16 protein-coding genes and 1 tRNA gene are annotated in these 17,770 nt (G+C 30.3%); 4 read left to right on the top strand and 13 right to left on the bottom strand.

Going from position 1 to position 17,770, the window contains the following annotated elements; genetic code table 11:
- Positions 1 to 7: 7 nt before the first annotated feature.
- Positions 8 to 1,987 (bottom strand): ATP-dependent helicase, encoded by a 1,980-nt coding sequence (locus tag FZC34_RS02500; protein WP_148971883.1) that lies wholly within the window; start codon positions 1,985 to 1,987, stop codon positions 8 to 10.
- Between the two features lie 161 nt (positions 1,988 to 2,148).
- Between FZC34_RS02500 and FZC34_RS02495 the strand changes: the two genes are divergently transcribed.
- Complete coding sequence (locus FZC34_RS02495; protein WP_148971882.1) at positions 2,149 to 2,811, top strand: cell division protein FtsQ/DivIB; 663 nt, start codon at positions 2,149 to 2,151, stop codon at positions 2,809 to 2,811.
- Positions 2,812 to 2,830: 19 nt separating this feature from the next.
- Here FZC34_RS02495 and FZC34_RS02490 read toward each other — a convergent pair whose 3' ends face one another.
- The 5 genes from FZC34_RS02490 to FZC34_RS02470 form a co-directional block, all read right to left on the bottom strand.
- The gene (locus FZC34_RS02490) at positions 2,831 to 3,865 is read right to left on the bottom strand and encodes a ribonuclease D (RefSeq protein ID WP_148971881.1); all 1,035 of its coding nucleotides are present in this window, start codon (positions 3,863 to 3,865) and stop codon (positions 2,831 to 2,833) included.
- Positions 3,866 to 3,867: 2 nt separating this feature from the next.
- Complete coding sequence (dnaQ, locus tag FZC34_RS02485) at positions 3,868 to 4,500, bottom strand: DNA polymerase III subunit epsilon (RefSeq protein WP_187440026.1); 633 nt, start codon at positions 4,498 to 4,500, stop codon at positions 3,868 to 3,870.
- A 538-nt stretch (positions 4,501 to 5,038) separates the two neighbouring features.
- A tRNA-Gln gene (locus FZC34_RS02480) sits at positions 5,039 to 5,109 on the bottom strand.
- Between the two features lie 271 nt (positions 5,110 to 5,380).
- Complete coding sequence (locus FZC34_RS02475) at positions 5,381 to 5,764, bottom strand: DUF4280 domain-containing protein (RefSeq protein ID WP_148971879.1); 384 nt, start codon at positions 5,762 to 5,764, stop codon at positions 5,381 to 5,383.
- Positions 5,765 to 5,880: 116 nt separating this feature from the next.
- A complete protein-coding gene (locus tag FZC34_RS02470) occupies positions 5,881 to 7,536 on the bottom strand; it encodes a hybrid sensor histidine kinase/response regulator (RefSeq protein WP_148971878.1) in 1,656 nt (551 codons plus the stop codon).
- Positions 7,537 to 7,707: 171 nt separating this feature from the next.
- Between FZC34_RS02470 and FZC34_RS02465 the strand changes: the two genes are divergently transcribed.
- Positions 7,708 to 8,277 (top strand): HAD family hydrolase, encoded by a 570-nt coding sequence (locus FZC34_RS02465; RefSeq protein WP_148971877.1) that lies wholly within the window; start codon positions 7,708 to 7,710, stop codon positions 8,275 to 8,277.
- Positions 8,278 to 8,503: 226 nt separating this feature from the next.
- On the opposite strand, the gene FZC34_RS02460 is transcribed toward FZC34_RS02465, so the two are convergent.
- On the bottom strand, positions 8,504 to 9,334 hold the full coding sequence (locus FZC34_RS02460) for a hypothetical protein (RefSeq protein ID WP_148971876.1): 831 nt from the start codon (positions 9,332 to 9,334) through the stop codon (positions 8,504 to 8,506).
- 133 nt (positions 9,335 to 9,467) lie between these two features.
- Positions 9,468 to 9,839, bottom strand: a complete 372-nt coding sequence (locus FZC34_RS02455) for a 2Fe-2S iron-sulfur cluster-binding protein (protein WP_222884918.1) — start codon at positions 9,837 to 9,839, stop codon at positions 9,468 to 9,470.
- Between the two features lie 375 nt (positions 9,840 to 10,214).
- Between FZC34_RS02455 and FZC34_RS02450 the strand changes: the two genes are divergently transcribed.
- Positions 10,215 to 10,943, top strand: a complete 729-nt coding sequence (locus tag FZC34_RS02450; protein ID WP_148971875.1) for a hypothetical protein — start codon at positions 10,215 to 10,217, stop codon at positions 10,941 to 10,943.
- A gap of 379 nt (positions 10,944 to 11,322) precedes the next feature.
- Here FZC34_RS02450 and rimM read toward each other — a convergent pair whose 3' ends face one another.
- Genes rimM through FZC34_RS02425 form a run of 5 tightly spaced genes read right to left on the bottom strand, consistent with a single transcriptional unit; the run spans position 11,323 to position 17,054 of the window.
- Positions 11,323 to 11,781, bottom strand: coding sequence for a ribosome maturation factor RimM (gene rimM, locus FZC34_RS02445; RefSeq protein ID WP_148971874.1), 459 nt, complete (start codon positions 11,779 to 11,781; stop codon positions 11,323 to 11,325).
- Positions 11,782 to 11,799: 18 nt separating this feature from the next.
- Complete coding sequence (gene rpsP, locus FZC34_RS02440; protein WP_148971873.1) at positions 11,800 to 12,090, bottom strand: 30S ribosomal protein S16; 291 nt, start codon at positions 12,088 to 12,090, stop codon at positions 11,800 to 11,802.
- On the bottom strand, positions 12,090 to 15,266 hold the full coding sequence (locus tag FZC34_RS02435) for an efflux RND transporter permease subunit (RefSeq protein WP_148971872.1): 3,177 nt from the start codon (positions 15,264 to 15,266) through the stop codon (positions 12,090 to 12,092). Before FZC34_RS02435 ends, rpsP begins: the two co-directional genes overlap by 1 nt.
- Positions 15,263 to 16,324, bottom strand: a complete 1,062-nt coding sequence (locus FZC34_RS02430; protein ID WP_148971871.1) for an efflux RND transporter periplasmic adaptor subunit — start codon at positions 16,322 to 16,324, stop codon at positions 15,263 to 15,265. The genes FZC34_RS02435 and FZC34_RS02430 overlap by 4 nt, the downstream gene beginning before the upstream one ends.
- A 52-nt stretch (positions 16,325 to 16,376) precedes the next feature.
- A complete protein-coding gene (locus tag FZC34_RS02425; RefSeq protein ID WP_148971870.1) occupies positions 16,377 to 17,054 on the bottom strand; it encodes a Bax inhibitor-1/YccA family protein in 678 nt (225 codons plus the stop codon).
- Between the two features lie 79 nt (positions 17,055 to 17,133).
- On the opposite strand from FZC34_RS02425, the gene FZC34_RS02420 reads away from it, so the two are divergent.
- Positions 17,134 to 17,757: a haloacid dehalogenase-like hydrolase gene (locus FZC34_RS02420; RefSeq protein WP_148971869.1), complete on the top strand. Its 624-nt coding sequence runs from the start codon at positions 17,134 to 17,136 to the stop codon at positions 17,755 to 17,757.
- The last annotated feature ends 13 nt before the right edge of the window (positions 17,758 to 17,770 follow it).

Here is a 17,770-nt window from a genome sequence, read left to right as displayed (position 1 = left end):
CAACTGATTATTGGCATTCTATTAGACTATCTAGGGGCACTACTTTCACAGTGCTTCCAAAGGCTATTTGAGCATGATTGGCCCCAGTCTCCTCTACAATTCCATATCCAAAAACATCATGAAATACTTTTTTACCAATCATTCCTTTTTGTTTGAAAGATTTGAACACAATAGTTTTTGAATCTAATTCACGTAAAAATCTTGATGGAATTGCAGATGCATATCGGCCATGTTGCATTCTGCTTTGTGCATAGGAAATAGCCAAGTAAGACTTTGCTCGTGTTAATGCAACGTATGCTAATCTTCGCTCTTCTTCTGTGTTTGCTCTTGATCTAATATGTGGAAATAACCCTTCTTCCCATCCAGGTAGAAATACAACATCAAATTCTAACCCTTTAGCTGCATGTACAGTCATTAATTGCACATCATTATCATCATCAGATTTAATATTACTCCATAAAACATAATTGACATATTCTTCTGCATTCTTAAAATCTGTAATCGAATCAAGCCATCTTACAATATTTTCTTGTCTATGCTTTTCTAGCGATTCAAACAAACCAGATTCATGTACGATTTTCTCCATTAATACAGGAAACTCCAAATTAAGTGTACGCCATTTATCCCACTTGCCCATGATATCTTGTAGCTTTTGATAAGTTCCAGCATTCAAACTGCTTTGCAGATTTTCAATTTTCTCTTTAACGCTATCTCCATCTGCATTTCCAATTTTATCTAAAGTAGTTTGCCCTATTCCACTTTTTGGCGCTTGCATCAACCTATTAAAAGCCATCAAATCATTTGTGTTTGCAAAGAACCTTACATATGAAATAATATCCTTTACCTCAGCTCTATCTAGCAATTGAATAGATCCAACAATTGAATATTTAATATTCGCATTTAATAAACTCTCTTCCATTGAGTCCATTTGGCTTGAAGTTCTAAATAAAACTGCAATTGTCGCATTAGGATTTTCAGATTTCTCTTTTGCAATTAATTTGCAAATCTCTACACTTTCTTCTCGCTCATGCATCCCAATAAATACATCAACATTACGGTGTGATGTAGTGTTCGCAATTAAATTTTTCTCTATTCTGCTTTTATTGTGTTTGATTAGTGAGTTAGCATTATGAATGATCTTATCTGTTGATCTGTAATTTTGATCCAATATAACTTTTTCTGAATTTTTAAACTCATCATGAAAACTTAAAATATACTTTATATCTGATCCACGGAATGCATAAATAGCTTGATCAGGATCTCCAACACAACAAATTTGGTTGTTATCTCCACATAATAATTTGAGCCATCGGTGTTGAGCTTCATTAATATCTTGATATTCATCAATGCAAATTAATTTATACTGTTCTCTATATTTTTCTAAGATTTCAGGGTTAGCTTCCCATAATTTTATTGTGTTTGCTAGAAGATCTGCGAAATCCACAGCATTCATATCTTTTAATCTTTTTTGGTAAATATCTAAGATATCACGTTCAATTAATCCTAAGCCATCAAATACATCTTTTTCTTTAGCACGTTGTAACATTTCTAATAATTGGCTTGGTTTTAATGCTTTGTATTTCATATGTCCAATGATTTTCCTGATTAATTGCAATTGATCATCATAAGGTAATACTTGTACGCTTTTAAAACCTAGTATTTCTGCATTTTCTTGTACGATATTTAAGGATAATTTATGAAATGTTCCAATCGAAATCATGGATGCCAGATTGCCTAAGTTATCCTCTAATCTTTTCTTCATTTCATGAGCTGCCTTGTTGGTAAAAGTTGTGGCAATTACCTGATGTGGTAGAATGAACCCTTGCTCAATATAATATGAAATTTTACTTACTAGTGTTTTGGTTTTTCCTGTACCAGCACCAGCTACAATGAGCAAATTTTTCCTGCATTTAACAGCTAATTCCTGATTTGAATTTAAATTATACATATTTTCTTTCTTCAATTTTATACATGTATAACCACTCATTTAGTGCGCCTAATATATACCTATTTATTTTATATAATATCAACCCATTTAATTTGTATAACATACACGTTTACTCACTCAATTTGTACCATGAATTGAAAAATATGAATACAAGCTAAATTACGCTATAATTTCGAGAAGATAAAAGATAAAATGTATTTATGAAGAGTAAATTTAGGATTATTATCACTATTACTATATTAATATTTACATTTTTGTTTTATGCAAAACAGTTAAAAATGCACAAAATTAATACGATTACTGTATTTGGTAATATTGTGACTAATTATGATGATATTAAAAAATCTGTTAACTCTACGAATATGTACAATTTTGATATAAATAAAACAAAGAAAAATATCCTCAAACTACATTGGGTCAGAGATTGTATAATAAGGAAAATATGGCCTAATGAAATTGTTGTTTTTCTTGAGGAAGAGATTCCAATATTTGAATATAGCTACAATTATTATATTAATATTAATGGGAAGAAGCTTCCAAAATCTCATATTCCTAAGCAGAATTACCCAATTTCCAGAATTAAATTTCGTGGTACATTTGTTGAGCATGAAATGAGAGATGTTTTGAATAAATTATTGAAGTATCCAGAATTTGCAGATTATATTACAGAAATCGAGCGTATGAGAGAATTAAGATTTGATATTATTATTAATAATAATGTAAAAATAAAATGTATGGATAATAATATGGAGCAGTGTATTGTTCGTTACCTAACTTTACCTGCAAATGCTCCTTGGAGTTCCGTTATTGATTTTCGACATCCACAAAGAACAATGTTTTATGATAAAAATCATACTTTATAAGTTGAGCATGCTGAGCATATTATAAATCTATAATGCATAGTTTATTATCAATGTAGAATATGCCGATTTTCCCATTTAGCAATGCATGAACATTATTTTGTAAGATGTCATATCTCCATCCAAATTTGTAAGGCATTTTTTTATTACTGCAAATAAATCGTATATTTTCAGCATTACATAACCAGCTTGCTGGAATATTTTCAGATTCTGCAATTATCTTAATCAGTATGGATAATATATTGTGTAAATTGGTGTCGATTAAGTCTTTATATTTTGGTGCAGCATTTATCATATCTAAAACATCCTGAGTATAACACTGTAATTTATTAGGTAGCATTTGTTTTATTTTTGCTATATTTGTTTCAGAAGCTAGTGCATGTAATGTTTTATTATTTAATATCCATGAAGGTGGTAAATTTTTCTCTTGAGCTAACTTATCTCTCCATAAATGTAACATAGGTTTTTTCTTTGGGTTATGTTTAATGCTTGATACTTCTTCTTGAACCCAATGCACTCTATTTGTTTTATCTAATTGCACATACAATTTGTTGAATATTTGGTCTAAGTGAAGCACATCATTTTTAGCATAAGATAGCATTTCATCTGTCAGAGGTCTTTTGTTCCATAATGCATCTTGATACGATTTGTTTAATTCAATATCAAGTAATTTAGATACTAAAGTTTGATACGATAATCCATAGCCCATTTTACAAAATGCAGCCCCAATCTGTGTATCAAAGCAATTTTCTATAGGGATTTCTGCGTGTTTTAATACACTTAGATCTTGTTCACAAGCATGGCATACTTTTAATATTGCACTGTTTGCAAATAGATCTGCAATAAATGTACCTTTGATATTCACATTCTGCGTATCAATCATCGCTATTTTATTGTCAACTTTGATTTGCATTAAGCATAGTTGAGACCAGTAAGTATTGCGTCTGTAAAACTCTGTATCAAAATATATAACTGTTGGGTTTTTATTGATTTCTTTTTCAAAATTACTAAGATCATCATTCGTTTGTATAAAAAAAGTATTTTTTCCTAAATTCATTGTTATCCTTTTAATTCATTCATTATCTGATTGTGTGCATTAATTTCTTCATCTGATAATTGGATTTTATAATTATTTTGTTTTGACTTTTTCACAACAGTTTTTTCATTTGTAGAAAACAGTGATTCTTGTTTTGGCTGATAAAGCGCTAGATATACTTTGGATAAAATTTTAGCATCAATTAAAGCACCATGTAATGTTCTTTCATGAAGTGATATATTGAATCGTTTGGCCAGTGCATTTAAGTTTGCTGGTGATCCAGGAAACATTTTTCTTGCTGTGGCTAAGGTATCTATTACTTTATTACTCAATTTTGGCTGTTTTTGCCTATCTAGTTCAGCATTTAAAAATCCCATATCAAACTTTGCATTATGTGCAACAATCGTTGAATCTTTCACAAAATCTAGAAACTCTTTATATATATCTTTGAATAATGGTTTATTTTTTAGGAATGCATTTGTAATGCCATGTACTTTTTGTACTGTCTCACACATTTCTTTTTCTGGGTTAATATATAAATGTAATTTGCGTCCAGTATATTCGGAATTATGCAATTCTACACATCCAATTTCAACAATTCTATCTTCTTTATTGTTTAGTCCAGTTGTTTCAGTATCCAAAATTATAATGCTCATTAAATTCATTATATGGAATTTTGTACTTTATATAAATCATTATGTTGTAAATTTTGAATACCGAGAGATCAGTATCCAAAATTATAATGCTCATTAAATTCATTATATGGAATTTTGTACTTTATATAAATCATTATGTTGTAAATTTTGAATACCGAGAGATCAGTATCCAAAATTATAATGCTCATTAAATTCATTATATGGAATTTTGTACTTTATATAAATCATTATGTTGTAAATTTTGAATACCGAGAGATCAGTATCCTACAATCGTAGATTGCTGATGCCATTTATATGCATCTCAAATTATAATGCTCATTAAAATAGAGCTAATATTCTTTGGATGCTTATTGTTTTTTCAACATCAGATGCACTGCAAAACATTGTCATGATAGATATCATATATTTCTTGAAATAGTTAATTTTTGCAAAATAAAATAGTGATATTAGGTTCATATGGTTAACTACATCATTTTATTTAGAAAACGCATTATGAATTAATTATTCTATATATTTATGCCCATTGTTTGTTAGTCGACTGGGGTACTAGGATTCGAACCTAGGATCACGAGATCAAAACCCGTTGCCTTGCCGCTTGGCTATACCCCAATCAAACTAATCATACTAATCAAATTATCCAAAAGCAATATCTGATTATGATTTTCACAGTATAAATAAAGATTTTTTTAATCTATGTTTTAAGATTATACAGCTTATTTGTATTTTTAAGTCAAGCCTATTGATCATTATATTATTAGGCATGTGTAACTTGCAGTTTAGATTCTTATGCAAATTACTACTTATGCTTTCATATAATTTATTATTTGCTGATTATATAGATTTTTGTTTGTACAGTTTGATTTATACACTACATATATAGTTAAGTTTGTACAGTTACTTGTCCAGGGTAAATAAAGCTGATTATTCCTCCCCATATACAAAATGCTGTTGATTGATTGTTCAAAGCTGGAGTTCCTCCAATTGAAACGTTTGGTTTCCCAGCAACCCATGGAGCAACTATAGCAGGGATGCATGGTGCTTGAGTTACAGTTCCTAAGCTTGATGCAATAATTGATGCAACAGCTGGATTTGATGGAGTCATGCACATTCCAAATGGTTTAACATTTAATATAGGGACATTATCCAATATTGTTGCGGCTGGCTGTTTTGAAGCGTTCACTCTTTTTACAGGTAAAATAGTTAAGTCAGATGGAGCTATTCCAAAGCTACAATTTACACATCCGGCATTACAAGCTAAAGTCATACCTTATAATGTGATATAAATATTTAATTTTCAATGAATTAATAAGATGAATCCCATCTTTTTTGCGTATTTGATAGGCTGTCATTTTGATTAATTGTCATTTCTATGGTTTGCCACTATATGTTATTTATGATTTCATGAGTTTTTTCTAACAATTGGCTAATTGTAAATGGTTTAGGCAAGAATCCATCATATTGTTCAAATTTAGACTTAATCATACTTTCATCATATCCAGAAACTACAAGTACTTTGATATTTGGGAATGTACTTTTGATTTCTTTTGCTAACTTATCTCCGCTTAATTCCGGTAGTGATGCATCTGTTATGACTAAATCTAAATCTTGATTACTTTGCAGTTTGTCCAGTGCGATTTTCCCGTTATGTGCCTCGATTATATTGTGCCCATCCTTCTTTAGAGCATGCCACATTACTTTTCGTACCCCTGCTTCATCTTCTACGATTAATATTTTTCTTGGTATATTGGTTTTTTTATACTGATTTTGCATAGGTTTTTTCAGCTTATTATTTGCTTTGGGAAGTAATATTGTAATAGTTGTTCCATTTTCATTACTTTCTAAATCTAATTTGCCTTTTGCATTTTTAATGATTTGCGCAATGTTTGACAAACCCAACCCGGTTCCATCTTTTTTAGTAGAGAAAAATGGATCGAATACTTTTCGCCTATTTTCTTTAGGAATTCCATGGCCATTATCTTGTACAGATATCGAGATATAGTCTATATGATTCTCTAAATGATCTAAAGCTTTTTCAGCATCACGTAATTTTATATTTATTATTCCATCTTTAGTAATTGCATCTCTACTATTTATAATCATATTAATCATGATGCGCTCTAAGCTACTATTAGATAGATGAATAGTTGTATCGAGTTCTTGTAAATCAAACTGAATATCAATATGATCTCCTACTAGTTTCATTGCTATTTTATTTAAGTTCGACAGAGTTTGGTATGGATTACAATTTTCAATATTATTATTTGAAACAAACTTTACAAGCTGCTTTGACAGATCTTTGGCACTGGAGATATGTTGCATAATTTCATTTATTTCGCTATATATTTCAGTATCTTTTGTTTTTTCGATTAAAATCTCACAAAACCCACTTGTTGCTGTGAACATATTATTAAAATCATGGCTGACACTCGCAATTAATTGTCCTAATGATTGCAAATGCTGTGCCTTAATCATTTTATATTTAATTTCATTAATCTCGCTCTTATCTGTTAAAGATACAATCCACATTGCACAATTTGTTGGTTTATACCGCACAAGTATTGTAGTATCATCATTGATGTTTACTTCATGCGAAGTCTCGATTGATTTCAGTGACTCAGAGTTAAAAGAAAATAAGTTAGCCAGATTTTGATTATGTAAGTCTATATCGAAATATTTTTGGAACTCTCGATTAAAATGCACAATATCGCCATTAGAATTCACAATTACTAGCGGAGATGGAATATCAATCAGAAAATTATCATTTGAATATGGGAAAAATAATACATGATACTCATTCTTAGAGATTTGCAAATAATTTAACTCCCATTTATTATCAAATTTTTCTGTAATCACTCGTCCATGATCATGCACTATCTTTATAACACTGGAGAATTTCTCTCCCATTGATTCACTAAAATTAGATGCAAATTCTTTATTATAGTCTAGGATTTCCCCTTGTGCTGAAACAATTACACATGGGTACGTAAGACATTTATGGTATCTTTTGCTCTTAAAAAACAAATCTAAAATTCCCATTCTTTAATCAATCCCTATCTTTGTCTCAATATATTCAATTTTATGAAAAAATACTATAAACACTATCAAGATTATAAGATATTATTTTGCTATAAAGGTTGTAATATATTATTTGGGTGAATAGATATAATAATACTCTGCAAAATTATTATGCTGTGCTAAAATCGATTTATGAAACCAACTTTAGTTCTTTGGGACTGGCTAGGCACAATTGAGAATCCAGAAAATGCACATACTTTTATAATGAATAGATTGTTGAAGAAGCATACTGGGAAAATCTTTGAAATCACCCAGCAAAAAGAGCTGTCACAATACTGGAATCAGATTTCGATAGCAATGCGTAATGTAATTAAGGCGCAATTTCCACTTGAATTAGAACGTTCTTCAACATGGGTTTCTCCATATGCTGTATCATTAATGAAATATTTTAAGCAGAATAATATTCCACAATGTATTATTAGTAATGGAAGTGGGCAAGAAATACGAGATCAAGTTAATGAATTACGATGGGATTATTTTGATATGATTATTGGGAGTGAAGATGGATTTAAGCCAAAGCCAAATCCTGGCTCAGTTTTGAATTTATGCAAAAAGTACAAATTAAAAAATGATCATAATATATGGTTTATTGGGGATTCAGAGCAGGATATGGAATTTGCTATGCATGCACAAATCAAAGGAATCAAAGTGAAAGATGGCCTTACAATAGTTTGGGATATGCTGAATGAACATGTTAAATGATCATAGAATGCATGACTAATTTAAATAGTTGGTATTTATCAATTTATAATAATGTTCATCTTGATCTATTTGCTTGCGATACATTAGATAGCTTTGTTAAAAAGAGTAATCAAAAGATTTAATTTTTTTATGTTAGATTGCATGAGAATTCGTACTGATAAAAGGCAATTTACTGGCAAGCAAATTTATTCATATTTGCATTGATAGGTATTAATCAATTTATTATTTAAATTGCTATATATTGATGTAATAGTTTTTGGATTTCTGATTTTGTATGTAAATCTAATTTCATTACTTCACTAATAAACCTGCAAATCTGATATTTTTTATGTTCTTTACTTGTGCTATTGAATCTCTTAGTAAACGCAATGGCAGAATGTTTTGCTTCGCTTAAATGGTTACTTAAAATTGATTGTGTACGATTAAACCCTTCTTTATAGTTTCTAGATTTGCTGCTTGTACAAGTTAAGATTAGATCACTGATTCCTGCATAACTATATATAGCTTCTTGATTTAAATGCATATCATCAAATATTTGTTGTATTTCTTTAAGTACAAATGTGAACATTGAAGCTGTGTAATTTCTCCCTAATTCTAATCCTGCAATTATTCCAAAGAAGCATGCATAAATATTTTTTAAAGCGCCAAGTAACTGAATTGCGATTTTATCAGTAGAGAGCATTACATTCATATTGCTCCAATTTTTAATTTCTGGAATCTCTTTCTCATATCCAAGCATGGAATATGTAGGCAAATTACTTTGTAATTCTGAAGCAAAATGTGGCCCTGCAAATACAGCCCAGTCTAATCTTTTGTGATTTGCCCATTCTCCTAGTAGTTCTCCAGTATATAAAAATCCCTTGGAGACAAAAATTATAGTTATATTGTTCTTACGCAATCTATCTATACTCTCTTTCTCTAAAACTTCTGGTACCGCATAAGATGGTACAGCTGGGATAATGAATTTATAATTTTGATCTGTGAGTGGTAAGTTAGAATTAGTAATGATGTGTTTAACTGCACTTCCAAATGATCCTTTTCCTAATACTTTAAACATTTCAATCTCCTAGTGTTTATATCTAATTATACATTACTCTATGGTTATATATTTTTATTTATTTAGATATTCTTTTGTATTGCTTTGATTATATTTTTTGCATTACTTTGATGTTAATTGATCAAGAAAAACTTTATCTTGGCAACGAAACTTTCATTCCATCCATTTTTGGAGTAAGAACAATTTGACACCCTAATCTTGAGGTGTCTTTAAGCCCTGATGCAACTTCAAGTAGGTCTTCCTCATCTTCGCTAGCTTCTTTCCCATTATCTTCTAATAGTTCAAATGTTTCTTCATCTAGAACCACATGGCACGTAGAGCATGCAAGTGCACCCCCACAAGAGCAAGGAATAGGAATATCATTATTTCTTATTACATTTAATAAATTTTCACCTACATTAGCGATGCATTCTTTTTCGCTATTATCTGGGAAAATAAATATAACTTTTATCTCCTTATCTTCCTGAATACCATGTAATGGTTTATCCATACTAAACTCGTTCATGAGTTATTGTATATTGAATAGAAAATATTGAACAGATTTCTTATAAAATTTATATGCTTAACTGAATAAGTAAAGATTAAAATAATCGACCAAGTAAAGAGTAATGTATATTATAAATAAAATTTAGGCTTAATATTTGTATTTTACATAATAAAATTTAAGTCATATTATATTAAAATGATTAGGTCAAAAATTGATTATATGTCAAATTTGTATTAAAGATCATACTAAAGATTAAATTATACATTAATTTTTATATGATTTTGATATGTATTTTATATAATTTACACTTAATAATTACTTAATCAGAACTTTACAAGTGCTGAGTGAGCATGTTATAGTATGAAAGTGTTAATTTTAAGTATATTATTAGTAATGTTATGTTCTAATGCAATGGGACCTAGTGAAGATTTTCAAACTCCTGATGATCAGTTTATTATTCCTGTGCGATCAATGGGAGTTAGAAATGTTTTCATAGAAACCCCCTCAGAATCTCCTGATATTTCAGTATCACCTTTGGTGTTTTCTGATGAAGATGATAAATCCCAAGCATCTTACAAATCAGAGCAGGAATATCAAGGTGAAATATTCAATCTATTCCCTATCAACTCTGGTACTGATTATGAAAAATATATAGACATTGAAGAATATCAAGAAATTGAAAAAGATAGTGAAGTATCAAAGTATGATATTGCACAAGAATGTGGTGCTTTGCATTTATTAAAAAAAGAATATAGTGAAAAATGTAGTGAGTATTTGTATTTATTAGAGCAAGGTTTAGGTATGTCAAAGAAAAATACTGAGGTTGAATCTTTAATAAGTGAATTTACATCAGGTTCAGTACAAGATGATTTGGATTTAGATATGGTTTGTGCTGATGAATCTTCCATACTGATGTCTCAAGCTGAATTAATGTCATGTGAAGTGCAGACTAAATTTAGACTTCCACTTGTGAGAGCATATAATGCATCTAAGAAAACAGTGAAATTATTAGGAGATTTAGATGAAAAAGATATAGTTATTCAACGTGAATTAAGAAAAGAATCACAGATGCAAAAGAATCAAAGGGTATCACAATGGATTCATCATATTCAAAGTACTTAATATGTCGTTTATAAGATAATTATATAAATCCATTATGCTGTTTTATTAATTGCTTTGAATGAGTGCTTATAATGGAACAAGTCAGGAAATAGATCAGAAATTCATAGTATTCTGAATATATATTTAATACAATCAAGCAGAATTTATATATATTAATTTAATTAATTAGATTTCTTAAATGCCTTTATAGTGTTTCTGCATATAGTAAACCAAATCTCTTTGAGTTGTAATAAGCTAGTTTTTCTAATATAACTAACTTTCTAATGTGATCAAGCAGATGGTTTTATATAATTATTGCTAATATATCAGTATGATTTTTTAGTTTTTATAACTATTTTCTAATTTTTATATCATTATCTGTGATTATATTTATATAATATTAGTATAATTTATTATCTTTTAGTGTGATTGTTTTTGTAGTTTTATCAAACTTTTCTACTTGCTCCCATGAAAACATGCAATCTAATTCTGTTTCCAAAACTAATCCAGCTCCAAAGTCATGCACAGCAGATACAGTAGCAACTAAATCTCCATTTGGAGTATAAATTTGCATACTAATTAACTCATCCCAATACAGCTCATTATTTGGCAATTTTGCTTTTTTAATATATACATTATTTTTACAGAGATGCTCAATATCTTCAATTTTATCTAAATTTTTAAATTTTATTATTGATTTATTATCTTGCAATATATTTAGATCTTCAATTATTAATTGTTGATCATTTATATATACTTCACTATAATCAACATCTTCAGAGTAAAGATGCATCTGTAAGTTTCCCTTTAATCCATGAGGTTTAAAAGTTTTTCCTATAATTATGTAATTATTGTCCATAAGTTTTTAAAGTATGTACTATTCTGCTATTGCAGCTACAGGTTCTACTGTTTTTCTTACTATAGGTTTTACTATACCTTGTAAGCCAAGTAGATATTGTGCTCTATCAGTTAATTGAGCACCTTTAGAAATCCAGTGCTTAATACGATCCTCATTAAAAATAAACCTTTGTTCATTTTTTAGTTTTGGAGTATAAGTCCCTAGTTTTTCTACAAATCTTCCATCTCTTGGCGATTGGCTTTCAGCAACTACAAGGAAGAACACAGGATTTCTCTTTTTACCACCTCTAGCAAATCTTAATTTTAACATTATTGTCTCCCATTATCGTCCTTCATTTTAACTTTTGTAATCAAAAAGCGCAAGTCTGCAAATACAATACACGCTGCTGGAATCACAAATAATGTGAAAAATGTACCAAAAGACATTCCACCTACGATTACCCATCCAATTTCTCTCCTGAATTCAGATCCAAATCCACCAGCTAAAATAAGTGGTGCAGCACCAAGAACCATGGCAAGTGTAGTCATTAGAATTGGCTTTAATCGTAGTAATGAAGCATTCATAACTGATTTTATAATGTCATTTTTTGCTTCAAGTTCTTTTTTATAATAATCCACAATTAGAACAGCATGTTTTGTAATCAAACCGATTAGTGTGACAAGTCCAATCTGGCTATATATATTTAAACTTAATCCTGGAATGAAGAATATAGTTAAAATAGCACCTGAAAGCGCTAATGGAACAGATGTCATGATAATTAATGGATCATAAAAACTTTCAAATTGAGCTGCTAAGATCAAGAAAATGAAAATCAAAGCCAAGATCAGAATGACTGAGAAGTTACTTCCTTCCTCCATTAGGTTTTTTACATTCAATCCTGGACTAACAACATACCCAGATGGTAATGATGCATATAATTGTGACTCAATGTCTTTATAGGTTGTGATTGTATCATAACCAGGTTTTAATGACCCATAGATCTCAAAGGCTCTTACTCCATCTTGATGTAAAATCATCGGCCTAGATGATGATTCAACAACTTGAATAATATCTTTCAAAGAGATCAGTTTTCTAGCAGATCTATCTTTTTCATCAGGAATATTAGTATAAACATGGAATCGTTTAATTCCTTCAGGGTCTTTTCTGAACTTTTCATCTGCCCATACACTTACAGGGTAACGCTTTCCATCTCGCTCATATCGTACTGCAGGAGGGTTTCCTCTCATTATCATAGCAACATTATCTCTCAGAGCAGATAAATCAACACCTAAAGATAATGCACGCCCTCTATTGGCTTCCATGTTAAATGTTTTTTCAGGCACAACTCGACTATATCTAATATTCTCAATAGCTGGATGAGATTGAAATGTTCTTATTGAACGCAATCCTAATCTTTCAAGCTCATCATATGATTTATTACTTTTAATAATTGCTGTTATTTCTTGTGAGTTTCCACCTAGTGATCCAATATCAGATGATATATGTGCTTGAGTTCCAGGCAAAGACTTTTTGAAGTCATATTCAATGTTTTTAGCAATGATTTTAGATGATTTTCTGTTTGCAAATGGTGCTAACAATGCATAAAGTGTAGCTCTATCACCACCACTATGGAAATCAGAATATACTGAATCAACGCCACTTTGCTTTTTGATTATAGTCTCAGCTTTGGAAATTGTATATTCCATATATTTTACATTTGCACCACTAGTTGGTGTTAATGAAATAGCTATTACTCCTTTATCTTGTTCTGGAACAATAATAGATTTTATTCCATATTTTGCTGTGATAAACCCAAGCAATCCAAAGATAAAAGCTCCTAGCATAACGTAATTTCGATAATTTATAGTATGTGTAAGATATTTTTTATATGTATTCTCTAGTTTTACAAGTAATTTATCGAATTTTTTAATAATTTTCCAATCTAATTGCTTGTCATTTTGTAATAATGATGCAGTCATGACAGGCGTCAAAGTTAAAGCAACTATTCCAGACACTAATACCATAACTGAAAGTGATACTGAAAACTCTGTAAACATTTTCCCAACAAGTCCAGTGGATAAGGAAATTGGAGCATAAACTGCAACTAATGTTAATGTCATAGCGATAATTGAAAATTGGATTTCAGCCATACCGTGAATAGATGCAGTTTTCGCATTTTCACCTTTTTGCATTCTTCTATGTATAACCTCGATAGCAACAATAGCATCATCAACAACTAATCCAACAGCTAATACCATGGCTAACAAAGTTATAACATTAATTGAGTATCCAAATGCAGCGATTGTAATCACTCCTGATAGCAGGCAAATTGGAATTGCAATTAACGGAATGATAGAAGATTTCCATGATTTTAAGAATAAAAGCATAACAATAACAACAAAAATAATTGCTTCAAAAATAGTTTGTACCACTCTGTTTAGAGATTGTTTTACAGGTTCAGATTGATCCATAATAGGTTCTATTTTTATCCCATGAGGCAATCCTTTGTTTATTCCAACTAGTTTCTTTTTGATTTGGGCTGCAACTTCGATTTGATTTGCTTGAGGTTGTGCTCCGATATTAATAAATGATGCAACTTGACCATTATGCCTTGTTCGCACTTCTTCATCAGTTTTTTGCATTTCTACTCTAGCCACATCCTGTACTTTGATAACTTTTCCACTTTTTTCTTTTAATACAACATCAGCAAACTCTTCAGCAGATTTTAAATCATTTGCAATTGTAGCATTATACCTAATATTATTGATCTCAATATGACCTGCTGGGTGTAAGTAAGATTGTTTTGCAATTGCGTTATATACATCCATTGGAGTTAATTTAAATGCATATAATTTATCTGGATCTAACCATACATCAATTCTAAATGTACGGCCTTCTCCAGAAATTCCAGAAATTTTTACAGATGCAATTCCATTAATAGATTCAAATTCGCTTTTTGCATAACGATAACCAATATCAGATAACTCAGATGCAGAGTACTTCCCTCCACTTATTGCTAATGTCATTAAATTTCGATCATCACCACCAGATTTTCTAATGCTAGGATCTTTTAACCCTTGTGGGAATGAGTTTTTAATTCTTCGCATTTTGGTTTCTACTTCAGTAGCAATAGAGTCAGTATTTCTATTTCCTGAGAAATGCATATCTATTTTTGTTTGCCCAGATTTAGATACTACAGTTTTCATGCTTTTTAAGCCTTCAATTCCTGCTAATTCTTCTTCCATTAAATTTGCGATTTGAGACTCTACAACCTGAGTACTTGCTCCAGGATATTCCATTTCAATGGATATTGATGGAGTTTCAACTTTGGGGTTTTCACGTAAATTAGTATTTTGTAATAAAAACATACCAACGATTGCAACGGAAATATACATAACCCATGTGAATACAGGCTTAGATATGAAAAATGATGCAAAACTGCTTTTTAAATTTTTATTATTTGTGTTTTGCTCTTTTAAATTATTACTTAATTCATTATTGTTCAATTCTTCTCTCCTAAGATTTGAGGTGTAACTTTCAATCCATCATTCAAGCTATCTCCTGCTTCAGTAATAACTATATCTCCATCAGAAAGCCCATCAACAATTTCAACCTTCCCATCATCTCTAATTCCTAGCTTTACAGGAGAGTAATTAGCTTTCCCATTTTCAATTTTATATACATATGAACTGCCTTGATGAGTTCTTACAGCTGCTTCAGGAGCCATAATAATATTATGCTTCATTCCCAATGGAATATTTACCCTTACAAATTGTCCTGGAATAAGGTTTGTGCTTTCATCATTTAGTTTTGCTTTTATAGAAATGCTATGTGTTGAATCAGCTTGTGGCTCATATGCAACTATAGTAGCTGTTTTAGGCAAAGCATCTTGTGTGTCCGGATATACATCAACTTCAGTATTTTTTTTGATTTCAGATGCATTTGTTTCTGGTACTGAGAAAAATACAGATAATGGTCCATCAGATATAAATACAGCTGCTTCTTGATTATATGGAAGAACAGACCCTTCATTATATTTAATTAATCCAAGAATTCCATTGAATGGAGCTTTGAATCTCATCTTAGAAACTTCAGAAAGAGCTCTCTGATAGTCAGCATTAGCTTTTTTATATGCACTTTCTTTGCTATTTAGGTCAGCGTCTGAAATAATGTTTTCTTTACGTAATTTGACTGCTCTTGCATATTGTGATTTTTGTTCAAGCATTACAGCTTCAGCGCTTAATGCATTGTTTTTTTCAGCATCATCGAAAAGCTCCATAATTAATTCCCCAGCTTTGATTTGTTCACCATCTTTTCTAATATGTTTGATTGTGGCGGACTTTTCTGCTGTGATATTTACGGATTTATCAGCTTTTAAAACACCAGGAAACACACGCCTTTCAGACATGGATCCACGTTTAATGCGTTCTGCTCCAAGCACTATAGCTTGCGCTTCTTTTTGTCTTGATGGCTTGCTTCTTTTGAAAAAAAACAAAACCCCTATACCTAATAAAGATGCTATTGCTATTCTCTTGTAATTAAGATTTTGATAATTGAAGTTCATTTAGTCCCTTGCTTTCTATAATTTTTCATTTTTGACATTTAAATATTCCTATTCAATCTCTTCTACGCTCACCAAAAAGGCGTAATAAGGAGATAAATATGTTTACAAAGCTAATTAATAATTGTAGTGATCCAATTATTGCAATTTTTTCTTTTGTCTCAGTATCTATTCTTGAAAAATAAAGATTTGTTAGTTGTTGTTGATCATACACTATAAAGCCAGAGAAAATAATAATTGTTGCAAAAGACAATAACATACTCATCATTGATGACCCTATGAAAATATTCACAATACCAACTAAAATCATTCCAATAAGAGCCATTTGTAATACATCTCCCATAGCACTTAAATTTTTATTAGTTGTTCTCGCGTAATATGATAAAACTCCAAAAACAACAGCAGTTGATAAAAATGCATTGAAAACACTTTCTCCAGTATAAATGGCAAAAACAAAAGATAATGACATTCCTAGAGAAGCGCTATAAGCAATATATAATAATTGAGCTGTTTCGACAGAAATACTCCTGATATTAAAGCTTAAAGCCATACTTATAATGAAGGGCAAAAACATTATAAGCATTCCCCCTGCTCCACTGGGATAAAAGCGTATGCTATGCATAAAAAAAGCAACTGATCCCATGATTCCCAATCCAATTGCTACATTTTGGTAGATATTCACAAAATATCTTCTCAATCCAGAGTCAGAATGTACTATATGTTCTCTGTTCATGATAACCTCCTAATAAAACAACATATTCTAACATGAATATAGTTTTATACAAATATTTGCTAATTATTATTATAAGCATATGATATCTTTAATGATTGATTATTCGTATATTTTTGTAGATTTAGATGGGACTTTAGTAAAGCAAAATGTAGGTTTTGAGCTATTTAAGGCTTTGATATTTAAATGTCCATTTGTTGCATTAAAAGTACAGTTAAATTTTCTTATGAACAGAAAGATGTTGAATATAGACATCTTAAATAAATATGCCATGTATCTTAATTTTGCCAAATTAGATTTTCACGCAGAGTTGGTAAATTTTATAAAATGTGAAAAGAAAAGAGGTAAAAAAATAATTTTAGCAACTGGATCCCCTATTAAAATAGCTGAAAGGTTAAATATTTATTTAAATAATTTGTTTGATGGTGTGATTGGCTCTCATGGAGATTTGCGATGCGTATCAGAAAAGAAATTGATAGAGATTAATAAATATATTAATAAACGAAGTTATGTGCAAAATATTGAGCATGATGATTTAAGTAAGAGTTATAATGTGCAATTCATGTATATTGGAAACAGCAATCAAGATATTACGGTTTGGGAAGGCGCTGGTTTATGTGCTGTTGTTGGTGATAATGATTTTAAAAGCAGAATGCGATTACACAATATCGTATTCGACATAGAATTCGCTCCATTTCCATATTAAAATTTCGAATTTC

Origin of the sequence: Candidatus Cytomitobacter primus (assembly GCF_008189405.1) — a bacterium.
In the GTDB taxonomy this organism is placed as follows: Bacteria; Pseudomonadota; Alphaproteobacteria; order CAJXXZ01; family 1604HC; genus Cytomitobacter; species Cytomitobacter primus.
Note: the sequence above shows the minus strand (reverse complement) of the source record. Positions and strands in the feature narration are given on the sequence as shown.